The organism is Paenibacillus tyrphae (assembly GCF_027925525.1).
GTDB classification, from domain to species: Bacteria; Bacillota; Bacilli; order Paenibacillales; family NBRC-103111; genus Paenibacillus_G; species Paenibacillus_G tyrfis_B.
The window spans coordinates 147,569-167,443 of record NZ_BSDJ01000001.1; the positions used below are offsets into that span (position 1 = coordinate 147,569).

23 protein-coding genes and 1 pseudogene are annotated in these 19,875 nt (G+C 56.4%); 8 read left to right on the top strand and 16 right to left on the bottom strand.

The genetic code is table 11. The features are described from left to right. Positions 1 to 120 precede the first annotated feature (120 nt). The 6 genes from QMG93_RS00690 to QMG93_RS00715 form a co-directional block, all read right to left on the bottom strand. Complete coding sequence (locus tag QMG93_RS00690; protein ID WP_281932977.1) at positions 121 to 414, bottom strand: hypothetical protein; 294 nt, start codon at positions 412 to 414, stop codon at positions 121 to 123. A gap of 135 nt (positions 415 to 549) precedes the next feature. Continuing rightward, positions 550 to 1,416 (bottom strand): alpha/beta fold hydrolase, encoded by an 867-nt coding sequence (locus tag QMG93_RS00695; protein ID WP_281932978.1) that lies wholly within the window; start codon positions 1,414 to 1,416, stop codon positions 550 to 552. Positions 1,417 to 1,499: 83 nt separating this feature from the next. Next, positions 1,500 to 1,892, bottom strand: coding sequence for a hypothetical protein (locus QMG93_RS00700; protein ID WP_281932979.1), 393 nt, complete (start codon positions 1,890 to 1,892; stop codon positions 1,500 to 1,502). A 192-nt stretch (positions 1,893 to 2,084) separates the two neighbouring features. After that, a complete protein-coding gene (locus QMG93_RS00705; RefSeq protein WP_281932980.1) occupies positions 2,085 to 2,447 on the bottom strand; it encodes a response regulator in 363 nt (120 codons plus the stop codon). Between the two features lie 218 nt (positions 2,448 to 2,665). Further along, positions 2,666 to 3,247 carry a spore coat protein gene (locus tag QMG93_RS00710; RefSeq protein ID WP_281932981.1) on the bottom strand — a complete coding sequence of 194 codons (582 nt, stop codon included), beginning with the start codon at positions 3,245 to 3,247 and terminating at the stop codon, positions 2,666 to 2,668. 215 nt (positions 3,248 to 3,462) lie between these two features. Beyond that, positions 3,463 to 4,098 (bottom strand): stalk domain-containing protein, encoded by a 636-nt coding sequence (locus QMG93_RS00715; RefSeq protein ID WP_281932982.1) that lies wholly within the window; start codon positions 4,096 to 4,098, stop codon positions 3,463 to 3,465. Between the two features lie 105 nt (positions 4,099 to 4,203). Between QMG93_RS00715 and QMG93_RS00720 the strand changes: the two genes are divergently transcribed. Together QMG93_RS00720 and QMG93_RS00725 are read left to right on the top strand one after the other, a co-directional pair. Further along, entirely contained in the window at positions 4,204 to 5,058 is an 855-nt protein-coding gene (locus QMG93_RS00720; protein ID WP_281932983.1) for a hypothetical protein, read from the top strand. Positions 5,059 to 5,341: 283 nt separating this feature from the next. Beyond that, positions 5,342 to 6,193 carry an alpha/beta fold hydrolase gene (locus QMG93_RS00725; protein ID WP_281932984.1) on the top strand — a complete coding sequence of 284 codons (852 nt, stop codon included), beginning with the start codon at positions 5,342 to 5,344 and terminating at the stop codon, positions 6,191 to 6,193. A 61-nt stretch (positions 6,194 to 6,254) separates the two neighbouring features. On the opposite strand, the gene QMG93_RS00730 is transcribed toward QMG93_RS00725, so the two are convergent. Next, on the bottom strand, positions 6,255 to 6,713 hold the full coding sequence (locus tag QMG93_RS00730; protein ID WP_281932985.1) for a VOC family protein: 459 nt from the start codon (positions 6,711 to 6,713) through the stop codon (positions 6,255 to 6,257). 198 nt (positions 6,714 to 6,911) lie between these two features. Between QMG93_RS00730 and QMG93_RS00735 the strand changes: the two genes are divergently transcribed. Continuing rightward, positions 6,912 to 8,633, top strand: coding sequence for a methyl-accepting chemotaxis protein (locus QMG93_RS00735; RefSeq protein ID WP_281933268.1), 1,722 nt, complete (start codon positions 6,912 to 6,914; stop codon positions 8,631 to 8,633). Positions 8,634 to 8,733: 100 nt separating this feature from the next. On the opposite strand, the gene QMG93_RS00740 is transcribed toward QMG93_RS00735, so the two are convergent. The 3 genes from QMG93_RS00740 to QMG93_RS00750 all read right to left on the bottom strand — a co-directional run bounded on the left by QMG93_RS00740 (position 8,734) and on the right by QMG93_RS00750 (position 13,662). Next, a complete protein-coding gene (locus QMG93_RS00740; protein ID WP_281932986.1) occupies positions 8,734 to 10,428 on the bottom strand; it encodes a methyl-accepting chemotaxis protein in 1,695 nt (564 codons plus the stop codon). A 336-nt stretch (positions 10,429 to 10,764) separates the two neighbouring features. Next, complete coding sequence (locus QMG93_RS00745; protein ID WP_281932988.1) at positions 10,765 to 12,138, bottom strand: (Fe-S)-binding protein; 1,374 nt, start codon at positions 12,136 to 12,138, stop codon at positions 10,765 to 10,767. Between the two features lie 3 nt (positions 12,139 to 12,141). Further along, a complete protein-coding gene (locus QMG93_RS00750) occupies positions 12,142 to 13,662 on the bottom strand; it encodes an FAD-binding oxidoreductase (RefSeq protein ID WP_281932990.1) in 1,521 nt (506 codons plus the stop codon). 212 nt (positions 13,663 to 13,874) lie between these two features. Between QMG93_RS00750 and QMG93_RS00755 the strand changes: the two genes are divergently transcribed. Further along, the gene (locus tag QMG93_RS00755) at positions 13,875 to 14,267 is read left to right on the top strand and encodes a DUF2500 domain-containing protein (protein WP_281932991.1); all 393 of its coding nucleotides are present in this window, start codon (positions 13,875 to 13,877) and stop codon (positions 14,265 to 14,267) included. Then, positions 14,264 to 14,950, top strand: a complete 687-nt coding sequence (locus QMG93_RS00760; RefSeq protein WP_281932992.1) for a FadR/GntR family transcriptional regulator — start codon at positions 14,264 to 14,266, stop codon at positions 14,948 to 14,950. The genes QMG93_RS00755 and QMG93_RS00760 overlap by 4 nt, the downstream gene beginning before the upstream one ends. 61 nt (positions 14,951 to 15,011) lie before the next feature. On the opposite strand, the gene QMG93_RS00765 is transcribed toward QMG93_RS00760, so the two are convergent. The 3 genes from QMG93_RS00765 to QMG93_RS00775 all read right to left on the bottom strand — a co-directional run bounded on the left by QMG93_RS00765 (position 15,012) and on the right by QMG93_RS00775 (position 16,462). Next, a complete protein-coding gene (locus QMG93_RS00765; protein WP_036686265.1) occupies positions 15,012 to 15,335 on the bottom strand; it encodes a DUF2325 domain-containing protein in 324 nt (107 codons plus the stop codon). An 87-nt stretch (positions 15,336 to 15,422) separates the two neighbouring features. After that, entirely contained in the window at positions 15,423 to 16,241 is an 819-nt protein-coding gene (locus QMG93_RS00770) for a ferric iron reductase (RefSeq protein WP_281932993.1), read from the bottom strand. Positions 16,242 to 16,264: 23 nt separating this feature from the next. Next, the gene (locus QMG93_RS00775; protein ID WP_216791970.1) at positions 16,265 to 16,462 is read right to left on the bottom strand and encodes a hypothetical protein; all 198 of its coding nucleotides are present in this window, start codon (positions 16,460 to 16,462) and stop codon (positions 16,265 to 16,267) included. A 181-nt stretch (positions 16,463 to 16,643) separates the two neighbouring features. Here QMG93_RS00775 and QMG93_RS00780 point away from each other — a divergent pair, with 181 nt between their 5' ends. Further along, the gene (locus tag QMG93_RS00780; RefSeq protein WP_281932994.1) at positions 16,644 to 16,796 is read left to right on the top strand and encodes a hypothetical protein; all 153 of its coding nucleotides are present in this window, start codon (positions 16,644 to 16,646) and stop codon (positions 16,794 to 16,796) included. Further along, positions 16,741 to 16,945: pseudogene (locus tag QMG93_RS00785) on the top strand (cell wall hydrolase); the annotation flags it as partial. The gene QMG93_RS00780 and the pseudogene QMG93_RS00785, both read left to right, overlap by 56 nt. Before the next feature lie 71 nt (positions 16,946 to 17,016). Here QMG93_RS00785 and QMG93_RS00790 read toward each other — a convergent pair. Continuing rightward, entirely contained in the window at positions 17,017 to 17,109 is a 93-nt protein-coding gene (locus QMG93_RS00790) for a hypothetical protein (RefSeq protein ID WP_010493267.1), read from the bottom strand. A 585-nt stretch (positions 17,110 to 17,694) separates the two neighbouring features. On the opposite strand from QMG93_RS00790, the gene QMG93_RS00795 reads away from it, so the two are divergent. Further along, positions 17,695 to 18,243 carry a DoxX family membrane protein gene (locus QMG93_RS00795; protein WP_281932995.1) on the top strand — a complete coding sequence of 183 codons (549 nt, stop codon included), beginning with the start codon at positions 17,695 to 17,697 and terminating at the stop codon, positions 18,241 to 18,243. Between the two features lie 42 nt (positions 18,244 to 18,285). On the opposite strand, the gene modB is transcribed toward QMG93_RS00795, so the two are convergent. Further along, positions 18,286 to 18,951, bottom strand: a complete 666-nt coding sequence (gene modB, locus QMG93_RS00800) for a molybdate ABC transporter permease subunit (protein WP_281932996.1) — start codon at positions 18,949 to 18,951, stop codon at positions 18,286 to 18,288. Between the two features lie 5 nt (positions 18,952 to 18,956). Then, positions 18,957 to 19,802, bottom strand: coding sequence for a molybdate ABC transporter substrate-binding protein (modA, locus tag QMG93_RS00805; RefSeq protein ID WP_281932997.1), 846 nt, complete (start codon positions 19,800 to 19,802; stop codon positions 18,957 to 18,959). Positions 19,803 to 19,875 lie beyond the last annotated feature (73 nt).

Consider the following 19,875-nt stretch of genomic DNA (forward strand, 5'->3'; position numbering starts at 1 on the left):
TCCTCAAATCGGGTAATATACCCGTCGGCAAACGCCTCCGAATACGAGCGAGCTTTGGCCTCGGCCCCCTTTTTGAGCTCTTGATCGGAATGCAGCCGGTGTAATGCTTCAAGAACTTTTTCAATGACCAGGAACGATTTCTTGAGTCACCTCTTCGATCAACCGCGGCGCATGATAATGGCCGGTCAAATGCCCGCTTCGCATGGCCCATTGTTTTAGACGAGGGGCTCGTTGTTCTGGCGCAAGCTTCAGATGCCGTACCGTTTCGCCGTCGGATAAGCGATAGGATTGGTTGACAAATCCTCCCGGATTCCAAATATACTTCGCTTCGATCTTCGAACCTTTGAACCCTAACGAACGGACACTTGCTTTTGCCCACCCCTGCACTTGCTTTTCGGCGAACTGCACATCCATTTTCGATCCCCTTTCCTTCATTAAAGGCAATAAGAGAAAAGCAGTCTAAACGCAATCGTAGTAGACCGCTTAGTTGTTCGCCGCTCGGCTATTAATGCGCAATATCTCCCCTGCGAGAATCATCGAGCCAGATGCCTATACCTCTGTCGTCTCATCGACCTGCGGCACATCCGGCGGGGGAAAAGCCGGCAAGGACGATACCTGCTGGCGGGATTTGTCCGCCGTCTTCCAAGGATGGCGCTCGTCGATCCATTTGCGAATTAACGCATTGACCAACGACGCCGACTTGGTCGGAAGCTGGTGGCCGACCTTGGGCAAGAAATGCAGCGTGCTGTCGGGCAGTCTGTGGTAAAGGATATGGGCATACCGGTGAAATTCTTTATCTTTCACCCCGTATAGGAGCAGGACCGGCGTTTGAATCTGCCCCAGCTTCTCCGTGCAGTTGTACGTCAGGCTGCACTTGAAGTAGTCGTTCACGTTCCGCAGCTGTCCTTCCGTGGCCGTGCGGTAAAGACGCCGGAACGTCTTCCATTTGTTCGAGTTGCCCCAAGCGATGACCGCCGCGACAATCCGTTTGGCGCGAAGCCCCATTAGCCCGACTGCTGCCCAAACCTCGCTGCGCCGGTACCAGTCGCTTAATTCCGACATAGCGCTGATTAGAATCGCCCCGTAGAACCGGTCGGGATAGCGGAGCATCGCTTCCAACGCGACCGATCCGCCGGTCGAATACCCGCACAAATAGGCCTTTTTCAGCTCCAAATGGTCGAGCAATCCGCAAATGTCTTCCGCCAGCAGGCCGTATGTAAGCCGCTCCGCGGACTGCCCGCTCTGTCCGTGGCCGCGAATATCGAACGCAATAATCTGGTACCTGGCCGAAAGATGCTCCAGTTGATCCGCAAAATTGCTGCTCGTCAGCATCGGAGGATGAATGAACACGATCGGAACGCCGGAGCCTTTCACTTTATAGTACAGCGTCGTTCCGTTAATCTTGGCGAATGGCACGGCCGCTTCACCGCCTTTCTTTTCCAAATTGGAAGGTAAATGCAATTCCTAGCATGCCCTTCCCCTTCGCAAAAGATGCGCGCTCACGGTTCCATCATTAACGTAAGTCCGCAGGACGGGCATTCCCGCTCTTCCGCCGTCACACGTGTCAAACAAGCCGGACACTGCTCAGTCGCTTCCGCTTGTGCGCAGCATACGTCGTCTTGCGGCTGCGGTGCGTCCGGATCGGCCAAGCCCTCGAACCAGTTGCTCACAGGCTTGCCGTCGACTTCAAGTACCTGCAGCTCATCCGACGGAAACCAACGGATGATTCCGTTCTTGTCGCACACCGCCGCCACCATGATTTCGCCCGATTCCTCGTGCGGAAACCAATTGCCGCCAAGCAGGCCCGCTCTCTGCGCTTTGTAAGCACCGAATCCCGGGCCCAAAAAAAGATATTTCCGCCCGCTCGGTTTATGCCGCACGATCGTAGCCAACGGTTCGTCCTCCCGTCTTATGTAACATTTACCCACTAGACCTGACGAACCACGAAAAGGTTGCACCGCATGCAAAAAAACCGGCCGTTCCGCCATTGGGCGAAAACGACCGGCTTTTCATTTAAAAGAAGAGAATGCGATTCGAGCCCGTTATGGATACGGCGGCCGATAACCCTGATTCCGCCGGATGTGTTACAAGCCAAGCACCTTGTTGACCGACTCGATGACGCGGTCTTTTTGAAACGGCTTGACGACAAAATCTTTCGCTCCCGCCGTAATGGCTTCCAGCACCATGCCCTTTTGGCCCATGGCCGAACACATAATGATCTTCGCGTTCGGGTCGTGCTTGCGGATTTCTTTGACCGCTCCAACTCCGTCCAGCTCGGGCATCGTAATATCCATCGTGACCAGGTCGGGCTTGGCGGTTAAATAAGTGTTGACCGCCTCCATGCCGTTCGTCGCTTCCGCCACCACTTCGTGTCCTTCCTCCGTCAGCATCGTTCGCAGCATCATCCGCATGAAAGCGGCATCATCGACTACCATTACTTTAGCCATAGGCAATACCCCCAACCGTCTAAGGTGAATGTTTTATCCCTATTATGACAGAGCTTTATTAAGAAACTATTAGGTTAAGGAACAATTTGTCCCTTTTTTAGCCGAATATTTTTATTTTTCCCGAGAAAGGAACTTCATATAGGGTCTATGGCCAACATAAAAAAGCCGGGTTCTCTTGAAGAAGAGAACGACCGGCTTCCCGAAAGCAGCGGGGGCTATTATTGAAAATGCGTCTGGTAAGGCTGCTGCGGCTCTGCAGGCTGTACGGCTTGGATCATGGTCCGCATCGTATGGTCGGCCAGCTGCGGGGCTTGGTAGAAGCCCTTGTAGTTCATGTATTGGAACATTTCCCAAGCCATCTCCTGGCAAATGTTCGCCGAGGTTGCATGGTACTGGCGAATTTGCGGATCAACGCATTCGCAGGCCCACAGCATGGCGACAGCCGAGCCGGTTTTGTGCAGGTTCAGCGCGATTGTCGCGATGGACAGATCCGACAGCTGCGTCGCGTTCGGATTCGGCCCAGGCATGGACGGCCGCTGCAGTCCGACTTGGGGTCTTTCGTAAATGCGCAGCTCGGGCGTATGCGGCGTCATGGCGATGCCTCTGCCTTGCAGCAGACCGATGCCGTAATCGTAGCCCTCCAGCATCCGTCGCTGCTGATTGAACAAAATATCTTTCAAGTGCGTATCCTGCGCCATCGAGAACAAAACGCCGTACAGTTCGATGTGCGCCGCTTTCGTGCGGACCGCCTCTTGGGTTTCCAGAAATTCGTGGGCGGCAAAACGTTGCTGCGTGTGCATAAAAACCTCCTGAACTGGAATGGAAATTCGGAACACCGATAGTATGTCCAAGGATTGGAAATGATTATGCGCCATACATCCAAAATTTTGCAGACGTCCGCAACCGACCGCATTCGTCCTGCGTCTAATGTGATAGATTTCACAAGTTATTGGAAGCGACGGCCTCTCATCGTGCAATAAAAATAAGCCGGCCCCGAAAGGAACCGGCTTCCAGCCTAGTTTGTGGCGGCGGACCCGCTTGTGGAGCCGTCGGGGTATACGGTGAAGGAGGAAACGCTACGTGTGCCGTCCGCTGCTTTCTTCACCGTCCACAGCTCGTACCGGTCGACTTGTCCGCCTGCGTTCCAACGAATGAACAGTTGCCCTTCCAAGTCGCCACGGCGCAAGCCTTCGGTGTCCGCGCTGAGACCGCCGCTGCTGTAGCCGGCCGCTGCTCCAAAGTCGTAGCGCCACAACTGCTGCTTGGAGCTGTCGATCAGCGTCAGGAAGGACGGTTCGCCCAGCACGCTTTTCACATCCTTGGCCTCCATACCTCGTTCGAGGCGGTACGTTGCGGCCCATATTTTTTTCTGCGCGTCGCTGGCGTTCTTCGGCTCGGAAACGACCGAGACGGTACGGGCTTCTTCATCGTAGACAGCCCCGGCTCCCAAGTTCTCGGCCATGAAGCGAAGCGGTACATACGTATGTCCGTCATAATTCAAGATTGCGAACCGGGAGCCCGTATCGCGAACCTCTCCATTGAATTTCAATTTTACGGGAAACAGCGTCGCCCGGATTTCATCCGAGGCGTAAACGGCGGTAGAAGCGGCAAGCACGGCTCCGCAGAGCAGTCCAAGTATAAATTTTTTCATGAGTACCTCCTTGGATTCGTTGTTGCATTCTATTCATTATACTAGGGATAAGACGAGGTTGGCATGGAAAAAGGTTGCATAATTGTTAAACGAGAGGGTGGACTTATGGAGACTAGACTTCTTCCTTACGGAAAACAGGCGGCGGTTTATGTGCTGAGCAAGCTTTCGGGAGCGGGACTGGGCATTGCTGCAGGGCTCGCCTACATGTGGGTGAAAAGCGACTTTGACGCCTTCGAGCCGTTCGAAGCGCTGCGGCCCAATGCGGCGCCGGGTCTTGGCATCGGCATGTTTTTTTGGCTGATGCTGTACGGGTACGGCATGCTCGTGACGTTCGCCATCGACGGGCTGGCGCGCTGGAAGCCTGCCTTTCGCAGGAGCGCCGTTCAGGCTTTGCTCCATGCGGCCGCCGGACTTTTGTGCTTCTTGATCATACCGTTCCTCGCTCCGTTCCCGGGCAGCCTTGTCATCACCGGAATCGCCGGTACGGTCGGGGCAGTCTTCGCCCTCCTCTTCTACGCGGGGAGCCGCTTGGGACGGCGGTCGGCTTGGGTCCGGGGTTTGCTTGGCCTCGCGCTTCCGCTCATCGTGCTAGGCGTCCAGACAGCGTATCCCGAGGGCGTGAAGCAGGATTGGAAGGAAGCGAGAGGAGAAGGGTTATACGAAGCCGAATTCCGTTATATGAACGGTACGCGGAGCATTCCGGTTTATGCGAAGAAAGGCCAGATCATTTCCTTTACCATGACGTGGGAGTCGGACAAAGGCGGCGGCTACGGCATGCAGGTGCGGGGACCGGGCGGCCCTAACGATTACGCCGACTACCGGCCGGGTCCGCCGCTCTCCCGCGACGACCACGGATTCGGAGGAACGATCCACGCCGACCGCGACGGCGAGTACGCCATTGTAGCGAGCGGGGACCGGATCAAGGGCAAGCTTAAAGTGACTTGGACCGTAGATGGATGAATTCAACTTATCCATACTCCGGGGAAGCAGGGCTTGCAACCTATATCTTCGAAAAATAAAGGAACACTAATGCGTTATCTATAAAACGGGTGCACCCGCCAACAACACAGAGGAACGAACGTTCGTTATTTGTGTCGAATTTTATCCCGCTCGCCTGATTTTCGGCCAATAAATCATCGCAGTTCCTCTATTCTCCGAATTGCAGTATACTAAGGCCAATTAAGGCATCTGCCGTGCTTTATTATCAACGGCGACTGACTAAGGAAAGTGGGCCAGAGCTAAAATGACTACCGAAAAAACAAATCCGCCTCTATACTACGAAACCCGTGGCGAAGGATACCCGCTGATCGTGCTGCATGCGCTGGCGACCGACCACCGGTCGATGATGGCGTGGATGGAGCCGCTGTTCGAACAGCGGCCGGGCTGGAAGCGTATCTATGTCGATATTCCGGCACACGGACGGAGTCCGGTGGAGCCTTGGATGAAAACCTCAGACGACCTGCTGTCGGTTCTGCTGGACGGCCTCCGAGCGATCCTGCCGGACAACGAGCGGTTCGCGCTTATGGGCATGTCGTTCGGCGGCTACATGGCGCAGGGGATCTGGCGCGCCGAGCACCGCCGGGCGGACGGGCTGTGTCTTCTCGCCCCGGCGCTTCACCGGAAGACCCGCACCCTCCCCGAACGAAGCGTGCCGGTCCGGGACGAGGCGCTGCTGGCAGAGCTCGATCCGGAGGTACGGGCCGCCTTCGAAACGTTGGCCACCGTGCAATCGCGGGAGACCTGGGAGCTATTCCGGGAGGAATGGCAGCCGGGGCGTCCGCTCGCCGACCGTGCATTTCTGTCTTCGGAGTGGCGTACGCAAGGGTACCATTTTCAATGCGATCCGATCCCGGAGGACAGCCGTTTTCCGCAGCCGACGTTGTTTCTTCTCGGACGGCAGGATGTGATCTGCGGGTACAAGGATCATTTTGCCGTGCTCGAATCGTTCCCTCGTGCGACCTATGCCGTATTGGACGGAGCCGGCCATCTGCTGCAGCTCGAACAGCGGGAGCTGGTGCAGCATCATGTCGGACTCTGGCTCGATACGGTGAAGCGCGAGAAGCCGGCAGGGTCCGGAGCATCAGAGTTTATTTAAACTCACCTGCAAGGTGTTCCACGCATTTATCTATCGATTACATCCTTCATAATGGATGCTATCATCCCTTGAGCTTATTCTCCCACTCTTCCAAATAGATCATTTGCGTCAAGGAAGACGTGTCCAGCTCAAGCGGGCAAATGAACTCCAGCAAATTGCCGTCCGGGTCCTCAAAATAAATGGCCGCGTGCGCATGCGGCCGGTTGGGTAACACGATGGGACCCGTCGGCGCAAACCCGAAAGCTTCCCTCACCTCAATCCCCTTGTCCGCAAGCCACTGCTTGGCCCGCTTTATATCCTCCAGCTCCACTTGAAAGGCGATATGCCTTAACGACGGATGATACGGGACGTTTACCTGCTCTGCCTCCCACAGACCGAGCCAGCTCTTTCCTTTCTCCATCCAGAAAAAGGCCAAGCCACGGCCTTGATGCGCCAGTTCCAGGCCGATGCGTTCATAAAACGCGATGGATCGTTTCAGATCTTTTACGGGCAAATGTGCTTCGTACAGCCCTTGGATCACGGAGATCGCCACCTTTCTAATTTAGAATCCTCCCTTTCGATGACAGTGTAGCACAAAATCGCACACAACCCCATATGTTTCCAATTTATTTTAGCAACAAAAAATTCACCCAGAAAATACCTAACGATTTTAGCGAATTGTGTCGATAAAAGGAGTGATCACAACAAAGGAGAGAACATAATGGGCAAACATCACTTTATGCTATCAGTCGGGAGAAAACTGTTCTTGTCGTTTTTGCTCCTGATCTTGCTGCTGGCCGGCTTCGGCCTCAACTCGCTGGACCGGGGAGCAAAGATGCAATCCAAGACGGAGGAAATTACCGGCGCTTGGCTTTCGGGAGTAGGGATTGCCAACAACGTTAACTACTTGACGGAACACGTTCTTGTTTTGCAATATAAAATTTTGACCAATCCGGAAGTCGCCAAAAAACAACAATACATTCAGGAAGCCGATGCTACGTTTGCGGAAATCGACAAGCAACTGGATCTATACAGCGAGACGTTCGTTAGCGACGAAGATCGCATCAATGCGGAGCAGCTTCGGGCGAAATGGAACAGCTATAAAGAAGTTTATGATCGCACCGTAACGTTGGGCAAGCAAATCGACCTGGTTCGAGGCGCGATGAAGCAGGAAAAAGAACTGACGGCGATGATGGCGCAATCCCAGCAAACCTATGACGAAATGCAAAAGCTGCTGGACAAGATGATCAAAATCAATAACGAAGGCGCCAAGGCGGCAACGCAGGAAAGCGGGCAAATCTATCAAAGCACTATCCAGCTTACGATTGGCATAATCGTTATCTCGGTCATAATCGGAATCGCCTTGGTCATCGTGATGATCCGTATCATATCCAAGCCCGTGAAGCTTGTATCCGAAGCGCTGCACCGGGTGGCCGGCGGCGACTTGACGGTCGAACCGCTCGCGGTTAAGCAAAAGGACGAGATCGGAAGTCTGGTTGTTTCCCTGAACGATATGGTCGCCCATCTCAAAATGACCGTGGTGCAAATTCAAGAAGCATCCACGACGGTTGCCGCTTCCTCCGAGGAGCTGCAGGCCAGCTCGGAGCAAAATACGATAGCGACCAAAACCGTTACGCTGTCCATCCAAGAGATGGCCTCCGGCACGGAAAGTCAGCTGATGCGCTCGGACGAAACCGGAAGAGCGATGGAAGAGATGGCCGCAGGCATTCAACGTATCGCCGAAACGACGTCGGACGTATCCGAGCTGTCTCAAGAATCCGCCGTCCAAGCACAGCATGGCAATGACGCCATTCAAGCAGCAAGGAGCCGAATGAACGCTCTAAGCGATTCGGTCGGACAAGCGAGCGACGATATCAAAACGTTGGAGACGCATTCCGTGAACGTCGGCGGTATTCTGCAGATCATCAACGACATCGCTTCGCAAACCGGTTTGCTGGCGCTCAACGCCTCCATCGAGGCGGCAAGAGCTGGCGAGCATGGACAAGGCTTCGCCGTCGTCGCAAACGAGGTGAAGAAGCTTGCCCAGCAATCCGGCGAAGCTGTTCAAAGCATCTCGGACATCATCACGCAGATTCAAACCGATACGTCCAAAGCGGTGCTCACGATGAACCGCAGCTTGTCGGAGGTGCGAGTCGGCCTCCAAGCCGTTACTGAGGCGGATGAAGCGTTCCAGCAAATCACCCGTACCGCAAACGACGTATCCGGCAAAATTCAGGAAGTGGCGGCGGCAGCCGAAGAAATGGCGGCAAGCTCGGAGCAGGTGTCCGCTTCCGCTTCGGAAATGAACCAAATCGCCAGACATGGCGCCGAGTCGGCACAGACGATTGCCGCAACAACCGAAGAACAGCTCGCATCTGCCGAAGAAATCGCTTCGTCTGCGGAATCGTTAAGCCGGACGGCGCAGGATTTGTCCGAACTGGTCAACCGGTTCAAATTGTAAGGGCGCCCCAGGTGCCCCAAAAAAGGGGAGGAAGTCCCTGCAGCATATACGCGCTGCGGACTTCCTCCCCTTTTTTTCCATTACACACGATGTTTCATGCTTATATTGTAAACTTGCGGACCAGCGTTTCCAGATTTTCTGCCTCTCGGCTTAGTCCTTCGGACAAGGAGGAAACCTCCTGCACCAAAGCGGTTTGCGCTTGGGTTTTGTCGTTGACGATCTGCACGCCGTCCAGGGATTCTCTGGCCACATCAGCCATATCGGAGACGGAGGCGGCAATTTCTTCCGAGCCTGCCGCCATTTCCTCCGAAATGGCCGAAACCTCTTGGATTTGGGCGGCGACCTCTTTGGTGGCCTGCAATATTTTTTGGAACGAATCGCTGGCGGCCCGCACCTTGTGGCTGCCCAAGGCCACCTCTTCGCTTACCCGCTGCATCGCTTTGACCGTTTCCGTCGAATCGCTGCGAATTTCCTGGAGCAGCTCGCCAATCTGTCCTGCCGAGGCGGCGGAGCCTTCCGCCAGCTTGCGGATTTCCGCCGCCACGACCGCGAAGCCCCGGCCATGCTCGCCCGCCCGGGCCGCCTCGATCGACGCGTTGAGCGCAAGCAGATTCGTTTGCTTGGACAACGTAGCGATCGTATCCGCAATTTGCCCGATGTGGGACGAACGCTCGTCCAGCTTGGACACGATCTGGGCGGATTGGCTAACGGATTCGTCGATATGATCCATTTGTTGCTGAGCCTGTTCCATATGTCCGTAGCCGTCCACCGCTTCTTTCTCCGTATCCACAGCCGCCTCGGACAGCTCGGTAGCCGATTCGGCCACCCGCTGCACGCCCTTGGCCATTTCTTCGATCGCCCGCGATCCGTCCAGCGTGTTCTGTACCGAAATGACGGCCCCTTGCTCGATCACCGCCATCCGTTTGCCGATTTCCTCGGTTGCGGCAGAGGTTTGCTTCGTATTGGCAATCAGCTTCTCCGACGTCTCCCATACTTTCTCGGAGGTGCCGGTAATTTCCTTGATCATGCCGTGCAGGCTGTCCAGCATCCGGTTAAGCGAGCCTGCGATTTCGCCGATCTCGTCCTTCGTATTCGAGGTTAGCCTGGCCGTCAGATCGCCGCCGTTGCCGGCCAGCTCGGCAATTTTCTCATTCACCGTTTTTAAAGGCCGCAGCTTGATAAAGATCAAGACAAAAATGCCGAACAAGGCCAGGAACGTCACCACCAGCAGAATCACGGCGAAGTTCATCATAGAAGTAGCCGTCTGACGGGCCGCGTCCGTTTCCTGCTGCGCCCGGGTGTTCATCTTGGTTTGAAACTGTTGGATATAGCCCATAATTTCTTTTTTGCTGGCATCGTACTGTTCGCCGAACATAAGCTTTCGGGCACTGTCGAAATTTTTCTCCTCCACCGCCTTCATGGCGGCTTCCTCGGTTTTGATCAAAGTGTCGGAGCTGTTCTTCGCTTTCTCGATCAAATCCAGCTCTTCCTGCGGCGCTTGAAGCGCTTTCAGCTGTTCGATAACCTTGTCGCGCGACTTCGTCTCGTTGACCTCTTTCCAATAATTGTCGTAATGCTTTTTGTCCCCGAACTGAACATACCTTCTCATCTCTTCGGTCAAGTAATCGGAGGCGTTCTTCAAGTCAAAGCCGAGCTGCTTAAACTGCGCCTGCCGTTGTACCGCCAGCCGCTCCTGGGCGATGCCATCCTCCAGTTTGCTGACACTGAACCAGTTGAGCAGCGATAATACCAATAAAAGTCCACCCATCACCTTTAACCAGCTTGAAATCTTCATCCGCAGTCCCCCTAATGCCCTGATTTTATTCGACATTTTTCAACAATATTTATCGACATTTTTAGACAAAAAAATGATATGCAATTTTTTACTTTAATATTTTTTCGACAATTTCAACGAGAAGAAAAGATTACGGCAGACGGAAGAAGTAAGGTGAAGTTGGGAGTGGGGAACCGGGGAGCGCCACAGTGTCTCGCTGGAATTTCGCTAACGTCCGGTCATAGAGCGCGGAAGCTCCGCAGCTGCAGGAGTTTCGATTCGCGGTTCCTTGCGCCGATGGAACGACAAACCGGCATATCCTTAAAGGATATGCCGGCACTAGAGCTGCGCTGCGGATTACCTTTCCCCCGCCGATTCGGCGAGAAAATCAACCAGATGCATCGCTTGCATCGACTTGTCTTTCCCGTGGCGGTGCACGCCCCATTTCATCTGAAGCAGACAGCCCGGATTCGCCGTCAGAATGACATGCGCCCGGGTGCGTTCCACCTGCTCCATCTTATGGTCGAGCACGCTGGCGGACATCTCCGGCTGCGTCAAATTGTAGATCCCGGCGGAGCCGCAGCAGCGGTCAGCGTCGGGCAGCTCCTGCAGCTTCGCGCCGGGTACGGTCCGGATCAGCTGCCGCGGGGCCGATGCGACGCGCATCACGTTGCGCAGATGACACGAGTCCTGATACGTGACCGTCACTTGCTCCACCCTCTGACTGAGCGGCTTCAGCGGGAGTGGACGCCCTTCGGCAAGCAGCTCCGACACGTCGTGGACCTGCGCGGCGAACCGGCGGGCCTCCGCCTCCTCGGGATCGCCGTGAAGGAGGTGGTCCACCTCCTTCAGGGTGGCACCGCAGCCGCCGGCGTTGCTGACGACGGCATCGACGCGGGCCGCGCCGAAGGCGGCGATGTTGGTCCGGGCCAGACGGCGGGCGCTCTCCCGTTCGCCGGCATGGGCGTGCAGCGCGCCGCAGCACGTCTGCGAAGCCGGGACCACGACCTCGTAGCCCGCCAAGCGCAGCAGCTTGATCGTATTCACGTTCGTCTCCGTGAACAGCACATCCATGATGCAGCCGCGGAACATCCCGACCCGCCCGAGACGTTCGCCTTCGGCCGGGATCACGAGCAGCGACTGTCCGCCTTCGGCCTGTTCCCAACGGGCCGACAGGCCGAGCTTCTCCCAACGGCGGATGACGCCGTCGCCGGCCGCTTGCGGCAGCACCGCTTCCATCTCGCGCATATGAGGCGGGAACAGCTTCATGACGCCGAGCCCGCGCGCCAGCTTCTGCAATCCGCTCGTTTGGTACAGCTTCAGCGACGAGCCGAGCAGCCGCATCCGGCCGTGATGCGGAAACAGCCGCTCCATGAACAACCGCTTCACCGTCCGCACGGGCCACCGCTCGGCGGTTACCGCCGCGATCGACTCGCGGGCCTGTTCGATAAGCTGCCCGTACTTGACATCCGACGGGCAGGCCGGCTCGCAGGCCCGGCAGCCGAGGCACAGGTCCATCTGCGTGCGGAACGCCGCGTCCGGCTCCATCTTGCCGTCATAGACGGCCTTCATCAGCGCGATCCGGCCCCGCGGTGACGCCGCCTCCAGCCCCGTCTCCTGAAACGTCGGACAGGCGGTCTGGCAAAAGCCGCAGCGCATGCAGTTGGTCAGCTGATCGGGATCGAGCGTGAGCTGCAGCTTCTCGGTCAATTGTTTGATCTCCGTGCTCATGCGTCACGCACCGCCTTTCGCTGCCGGATCGCGGCCGTCCTCAAGCGCGTCCCCGAACAAGCCCCTTTCCCCGGCACCGGCTTGTTCCGATCCCGGGGTTCCGCCCGCTTCCGGCTCCGACTTAAATACAACGCGCTTGCGCGTCTCCGCGAACAGCTTGCCGGGATTGAGCAAGCCGTCCGGGTCGAACGCAAGCTTCAGCCGCTTCATCAGGCTGATGCCGGACGCGCCGACCTTCCATTCCAGATATGGCGCTTTCACATGCCCGACGCCGTGCTCCCCGGTGATCGTGCCTCCGAGCCGGATCGCCGCGTCGAAAATTTCCTCGAACGCCAGTTCCACCCGGTGAATCTCCTCTGCATCCCGCGCATCGGTCATCGCCGTCGGGTGCAGGTTACCGTCGCCCGCATGGCCGAACGTGCAGATCCGCACGTTGTGCTTCGCCGCAATGCGCTGCACCTCCAGCACCATGTCGGCGATCTTCGAGCGCGGCACCGTCGCGTCCTCAAGAATGGTTGTCGGCCGCAGTCGGGAGAGCGCTGCCAGCGCACTGCGCCGCGCTTCCATCACTTTGGCCCCTTCCTCCGGCGTCGCGGCCACCTTCACCTGAATCGCCCCTTCGCGTCTGCAGATCGTCTCGATCTGCTCCAGGTCCTTCTCCACCTGCGCCTCGTCGCCGTCCTGCTCGATCGCCAAAATCGCCTGCGCATCGACCGGCAGGCCGATTTTGGCGAACGCCTCCACCACCTCAATCGTCGCTTGGTCCATAAACTCAAGCGTACAGGGCGTAATCCGGTTCGCAATAATCTGCGACACCGTCCGCGCCGCCGCAGGCAAATCGGCGAACACCGCGATCATCGCCCGCCGGTACGCCGGCTTCGGCACAAGCTTAACCGTCGCTTCCGTCAAAATCGCCAGCGTGCCTCCAGAGCCTACGAGCAGCCTCGTCAAGTCGTAGCCTGCGACGTCCTTCACCAGCTTGCCTCCCGTCCGCAGCACCTCACCGCTCGCCAGCACCGCCTCAAGCCCGATGACGTAGTCCTTCGTCGTGCCATACTTGAGTCCACGCAGCCCGCCTGCGCCAAGAGCGATGTTGCCGCCCATCGTGCAGATGATCATGCTGCTCGGGTCCGGCGGATAAAACAGCCCCGTCTCCTCAACGGCCGCATGAAAGCGCTTAGTATTCAGACCCGTCTGGAACGTCGCCGTCAGGTTATCCTGATCGATTTCCACAAGCCGGTTCATCCGCGTCATGACCATGATCAGCCCCCCGTGCAGCGGCACCACGCCCGCGCACAGATTGCTGCCCGCCCCGCGGGTGACCACCGGAATCCGGTGCTGGGCGCAGACGCGCATCACCGCCGCCACTTCTTCCGTCGAAGCGGGAAAAATAACGCCGTCCGGCATCGATTGATACAGCGGCGTAGCATCGTAGCTGTACGAAACGAGCGTTTCGGTATCGTCGCGGAACCAGGCGTCCCCGACAATGCTCCTTAATTGTTGACAAACCGTTGCAGCCAGCAAAGCGTTCCCTCCCGTATGCCCCTGAATTAATCAGGTCATCTGATGACTTTATTATAAAATCACCCGACTTCCTCCGTCAATGCTTCCGTCGTACCGCAAGCCGACATGATTCGCCCCGGCAAACATGGTACAATAAGGGAAATCTTGTATGCTGTCACTTCATGCATAGCCGCTGCATAATGTCGGCTTACGTCCCGACTGGAGGGAATGTTATGGATTTTTTCTCAACTCCAAGGGGTCCTCTCGACGGGCCTCCGCCCTTCTTCATCTTCTTCTTTGTGCTTATTCTGGTTCTGATCGTAGGTGTCGTCTTGTACGGGATTTTCTCTTCCGTCTCTGTCTGGTCCGCCAACAATGCGTCCGAACGTCTTACCGTTCCCGGCCGGGTGGTCGCCAAACGCACGCAGGTGTCGGGCGGGTCCGGGGATTCGAGTGCGTTTACGAAATATTTCGCAACCTTCGAATTCGAGGACGGCGGACGGGTTGAGCTTCCTTTGAAAGGCCCCCAATACGGACTGCTGGTCGAAGGGGATTTCGGCGAGCTGACGTATCAGGGCACCCGCTTCATTGATTTTGTCCGCATGAGAAAGGAAGAGCATTCATGATCCGCAAAGGCTATGAAATCGTCGCCGACGCCCTTCGCGAGCAGATCGAGCAGGGCGTCTGGCCGGTCGGTTCCCGGATCGACTCGGTCGAGCAGCTCGCCGTGAAGTTCGGGGTCGGCCGCTCCACGATCCGGGAAGCGCTCATGGCGCTGAAAGCGCACGGCTGGGTGGACGTCCGCCACGGCGGCGGAACGTTCGTGCTCCGCAATAGCGGCGCGCTTCAGATCGAAGCACCCGAGATCGGCAACGTGGAGCAGCTCCGGCAATGGCTTGAGCTGCGCTTCATCCTGGAAACCGAAGGCGCAGCACTGGCCGCAGCGCGCCGTGACAGCGGGCATCTGAAGGAGCTGGACAAGATCCTCGCCGAGATGGCTTCCCTGACCGACGAGGACAAGCTGGAGCAATGCGATATCCGGTTTCACCTGAAGCTGGCCGGAGCGTCCGGCAACGAACTGCTCGTACGCACGCTGGAGACGCTGTTCCTGACCATGGGTCCGGCGATGCGGGAAAGCCGCCGGCTGTGGCTGTTCGCGGAGCAGAGTCAGACCGTCCGGCTCTCTGAAGAGCACCAAGCCATCGTCGACGCGGTCCGGCTGCAGGACGCTGCCCTTGCCCGAGAACGCGTCGCCTCCCACTTGCGCAAGGTAGAGCAGATGCTCCGCCGTTTAACCTATGAAGCGTGATGGCACACGACCAGGTGCATGCGAAAAAGCCCGCCGGCATATTCCGACGGGCTTTCCTCGTTTAATGGGCGGCTCCTCCGCCCTTTTTCAACCATTCGCAGCCGTCTGCGCAGGAGCAGAGCGCCTTCTGCACCGAGCACCACGAACGCTTCGCATAATAAATCGGCACTTCCTGTTCCTTCGCTTGCTGCTTGATGGCTTTGGTCAGATTATGGTTGACGTAATCCGTCAGCACAAGCACCGCGTCCACCTTTTCCGGAATCCCCTTCTTCACCATTTGGCATTTGCGTCCGGACATATGCATCACTTCGTCAAAACCGATATTCGCCAGATGATCGGGCATATTGCCCAAATGATCCGCTCCTACGACCAAAATCGACGGCATGTTTCGAGCCTCCTTTTCGTTAACGGGCTGTCTCCTGAGAGAGCCTTCCGCGCATGTATTTTTTATCGTGTATGCCTTCGATTCTCGTTATTTCGCGCCCGCGAGCAGCTTGAGCTTCCGTTCCTCGCGCTCGGCACTGCTCATCCGCGGACAGGTGTAGCAATACCCGTGATCTGTATCCGTCTTGTAAGCGAGACAGCAGCTAACTTTCATCCGCAGCCGCTCTCCGGGATTCCGCGGATCGTCGATATAGCGGAACTTCACATCGAGCGGGTGCCGCGGTCGGCCGAATACGTCCAGTGGCAAGTCCGACATCAGCGCCTGAAAGTCCTCCGTCAGCTTGGCCCGCAGCTCTTCGCTATCGGCTTTGGCTAGCGCCATATCATGCACGTAATACATCCGTGTCGCGATCTGTCCCCACAGCTGCCCCGCGTCAAGCCCTGCCGCTTGCGCCAGCGATGCGAGCAGCGGCCGAAGCGTCTCTCCATACAAGGCGGAGAGCGCCTGGCGTCTCCACCCGGCCCGGTCTCCCGCAGGCACCGACAGCGTCTTGGCGTCATGAAGCCGGAACCCGAACATCGGACGGCCTTCCTTCAGATACAAATTGACCGTCAGATTGCCCGGCGAAAAATCGAACGCCGCATCATACCGGCTGATCATATACTGCTGCGCCGCGCACAGCATGCCGAGCCAGCCGCTAAAGTAAGTGGCCGGCGCCTGCTCATCCAACGCGCGGATATGCTTGCCATACTTCACCAGAAGCATGTCCGCATGCCGGCGTTCGAGCAGCTGCGACAGCTTGACCGATAACTCCCCCTCGTCGGGAAGCTCCCGTATGAAAAAAAACTGCGCCTCCAGATCGCTAAGACCTTGCTCCGCCAGCGCTTCATTCCTTGCCTGCTCCATGCCGCTCTCCCTTCCCGTTCCGGTTATTGGCGCTCGGGCGCTCTTTCGATGCTCCCCTGAGCCTTTTCCTCTTCCAACACTTGAACCGATATCCTCTGTATGTATGAACCGTACCGGCGATCTTCCGGCTGCGGCTGTAGTCTGTCGGGAATCGAACGGTCCGCAATGCTGCCTGCCCGGCTAAGGTTTCTATGCCTGATCAGCTCATACAGCAAACCCACGGACGGCTCCTCCTCTTATTGTATGATAATGATTCTCAACAACATGTATATTACAAATGATAATGGTTATCATTCTCGTTGTCAATGGGGTGCCTCTTTTCTCCTAATGTTCTTGTCCCGTCTTCCGGACGATGCATAAAACTTGAAATCCGCCCCAAATTAATGCAAGGAGGTGCTGCATTTGCATCGCAGGTGGAACGGACTGCTGCTCACAGCAATCCTATGCCTCGCTCTTGTTTTTGCCCCCGTGCTGCTGATGGCCCGAACGGTTTACGGAGAAGCCCGGGGCATTTACCGCCGTGGACGACGGCCAGATCTGGCTGACGCCGGATAGCACAGCCTACCAAGCGGTCTATGACACCGTGAACGGCTGGGACCCTTCCGGCGAAGCGCTGTACTATTTCAATCCGGCTACGGCCACCTCGCAGTGGATCTGGTCCAGGCCGCAATTAAACAATCGGAAGCCATATTTTTTGCAAATGAGAACACGGCTTCCATTGGAAAAAGCCGGGCCCTCACAGTTCCCGGCTTGCCGTTGCTTTCACTTATGAAGCTTAGAAGAACAAGACGCTGCAGCTGACAATCACGAGCAGAATAAACAGAACCAGGATGACGCCTGTCGATGTGAAACCGCCAAAACCACCCACAATGATCACTCCTTCGACAAAATTGAATATCCGCCATTCTCCCCATGTCGAATATTCGCAATATTAATGTATTCGGAGGATGAATAACCCGTATGGACGAGTGAGGGGGGAACATGGATTCAGACGGCCCATTCTATTGGCAGGTTGAAGCGACAGGATAAACCATTGTTCGACAGTGTGATTTTTTTCACATCACTTTCCTCTCGGACATGCTATAGTAAAGGCGTAGGGAGGAAGCAAATCCCGACATCAATCAAAGGAAAGGAACATGCGATATGAACACCGTGCTTCGTTCCCGCTCCGGCCGACGATCACTGCTATAGCAGTCAATCTTGCCTTAACAAAGTCTCTTACCTTATTGAAAGGTAAGCGAACGATTTTTCTTACGGGAATTTGTGAATATTTTCACGATATCTCGTTGGAAAATCAACTGGATTCGATGAACCGTCTAATCCTGTAAGTTTAAATGGATATTATCCCTTAATGATGGTAATTTATCCCTCTTCATCTCTTTAGTGTTGTGCAATAATGAATGGCAAGTGTCACTATTTGGACACAATTTGATACCCAAAGGGAGCGATTATAATGATTATGAAATGGTTACGAGAAAACGTGTATGCTGCCGGTTTGCTGCTCATATTACGCGTGTACGTCGGATGGACATGGCTTACGGCCGGGTTCCACAAACTTACCGGCGGGTTCGACGCCACCGGGTTCCTGAAGGGCGCCATTGCCAAACCGCCGATGGACAAGGCCACAAACGAATTGATTTACCCGACCTTCAACGCATTTATCGAAAATTTCGCTTTGCCTAACGCGAAGCTGATCAACGTCATGATCCCGCTCGGTGAATTTCTCGTCGGTCTCGGCTTAATTCTCGGGACACTCGCGACGGCAGCCGCCTTCTTCGGATTAGTGATGAACTTCATGTTCCTGTTCGCCGGAACCGTAAGCACGAACCCTTGGATGGTCCTCCTCGGCTTCGTCCTCTTGGCCGCAGGAGCCAACACTGGCAAATTCGGTGGCGACTACTACGTACTGCCTTACCTCCGCAAAATGTTCCGTAACAAAGGCGAAGACGGCCACGATCCTAACAAAACCGCCGGCGGCACCCGTGCCCCGATGGGAGTATAATGCAAGCATATGACAAGAAGACCACGGATCGATTCCGTGGTCTTACTTTTTTTTATTCACAATTAGCATCATCATAAACGAAATGACGATGATCGAGCCGGTCCACCACCAGGCGAGCGTCATGCGGCCGGATTCCACCGCCATGTAGATGGCGGTCGGAACGGTCTGCGTCTTCCCCGGGATGTTGCCAGCGATCATCAGTGTCGCCCCGAATTCGCCAAGCGCCCGGGCGAAGCCCAAAATGTAAGCCGTAGCGAGGGAGCGCCAGGCCAGCGGCAGCGTAATGTAGCGGAGCACCTGCCACTCGCCCGCGCCCGCGGAGCGTGCGGCGTCCTCCAGGCTGCGGTCGACCGAAGCGAAGCCGACCTTCATCGTTTGGTATACAAGCGGGAAGGCGACCACGACGGCAGCAATGACGGCGGCCCACCATGTGAAGATGAGCGGAGCCGCGAACCACTCCTCGATCCAGCGGCCGAACCAGCTCTTCTTGCCGAGAAGCACCAGCAGGATGAAGCCGATCACGGTCGGAGGAAGCATCAGCGGCAGCATCAGCGCGGTTTCCAGCAGCGTTTTGCCCCGAAACGTACGGCGGGACAAGCCCCATGCCGCAACGATCCCGAGAACGAACACCAGCGCGCTAGCAACCAGCGATACTTTGACCGATAGCAGGACCGGCGACAGAAAAGCGTTCCAATCGATACCAGGCATGCCGGCTACTTCCCGGCAGGGATGGTGAAGCCATACTTCGCGAACACGTCCGCCGCTTCTTTACTTTGCAGGTACGTATAGAAGGCTTCGGCTTCTTTGGCATGCTTCGTCGCTTTGACGATACCGGCCGGATATTCGACCGGCTTATAGGTTTTCGGATCGACGTTGAAGGCGATCTTCACCTTCTTGGACGTGAGCGCATCCGTCTTGTAGACGAAGCCTGCTTCCGCGTTGCCCGACTCGACGTACGTCAGCACCTGCCGCACGTCTTTCGCCATGACGAGCTTCGGCTGCAAAGCGTCCCACTGCTTCGCGTTCGTCAGCGCTTCCTTGGCATAGCCTCCCGCCGGAACCGATTCCGGCTCCCCGATGGCGACGTGCTTCACTTCCGGCTTCGCCAAATCGTCCATCGTGCCGACCTGCGCTTTGCCGCCTTCCGGTACGACGACGACGAGCTCGTTGACGAGCAGGTTTTTCTGCTGCGCCGCATCGACAAGCTGCTTGTCCACCAGTGCCTTCATATTTTTGGCAGCGGCGGACAGGAATACGTCGGCGGGAGCACCCTGCTCGATCTGCTGCTGCAGCGCGCCGGAGGCCCCGAAGTTGAAGTTCAGCTTGATGCTCGCGTTCTTGCTTTCGTAAGCGGTTTGGATTTCCTTGAGCGCATCGGTCAAGCTCGCCGCCGCGGAGACGGTCAGCTCCACCTTTTCGGCGGGGGCGGCCTGTTTGGTCTCTTGCCCGGCTTTCGGCGCGTCCGCCGGGGTCGGCTTGGCTTCGCCACAGCCGGTAAGCCCGATGGCTAGAGATAAAGCAAGAAGTAGGAATAAACAAGAAGCAGCGATTTTGCGCAAAACGTCCTCTCTCCTATCTATTTAATTATGTTTAGATATAACTAGATATATTTAACTCGAAACTCATTATAAG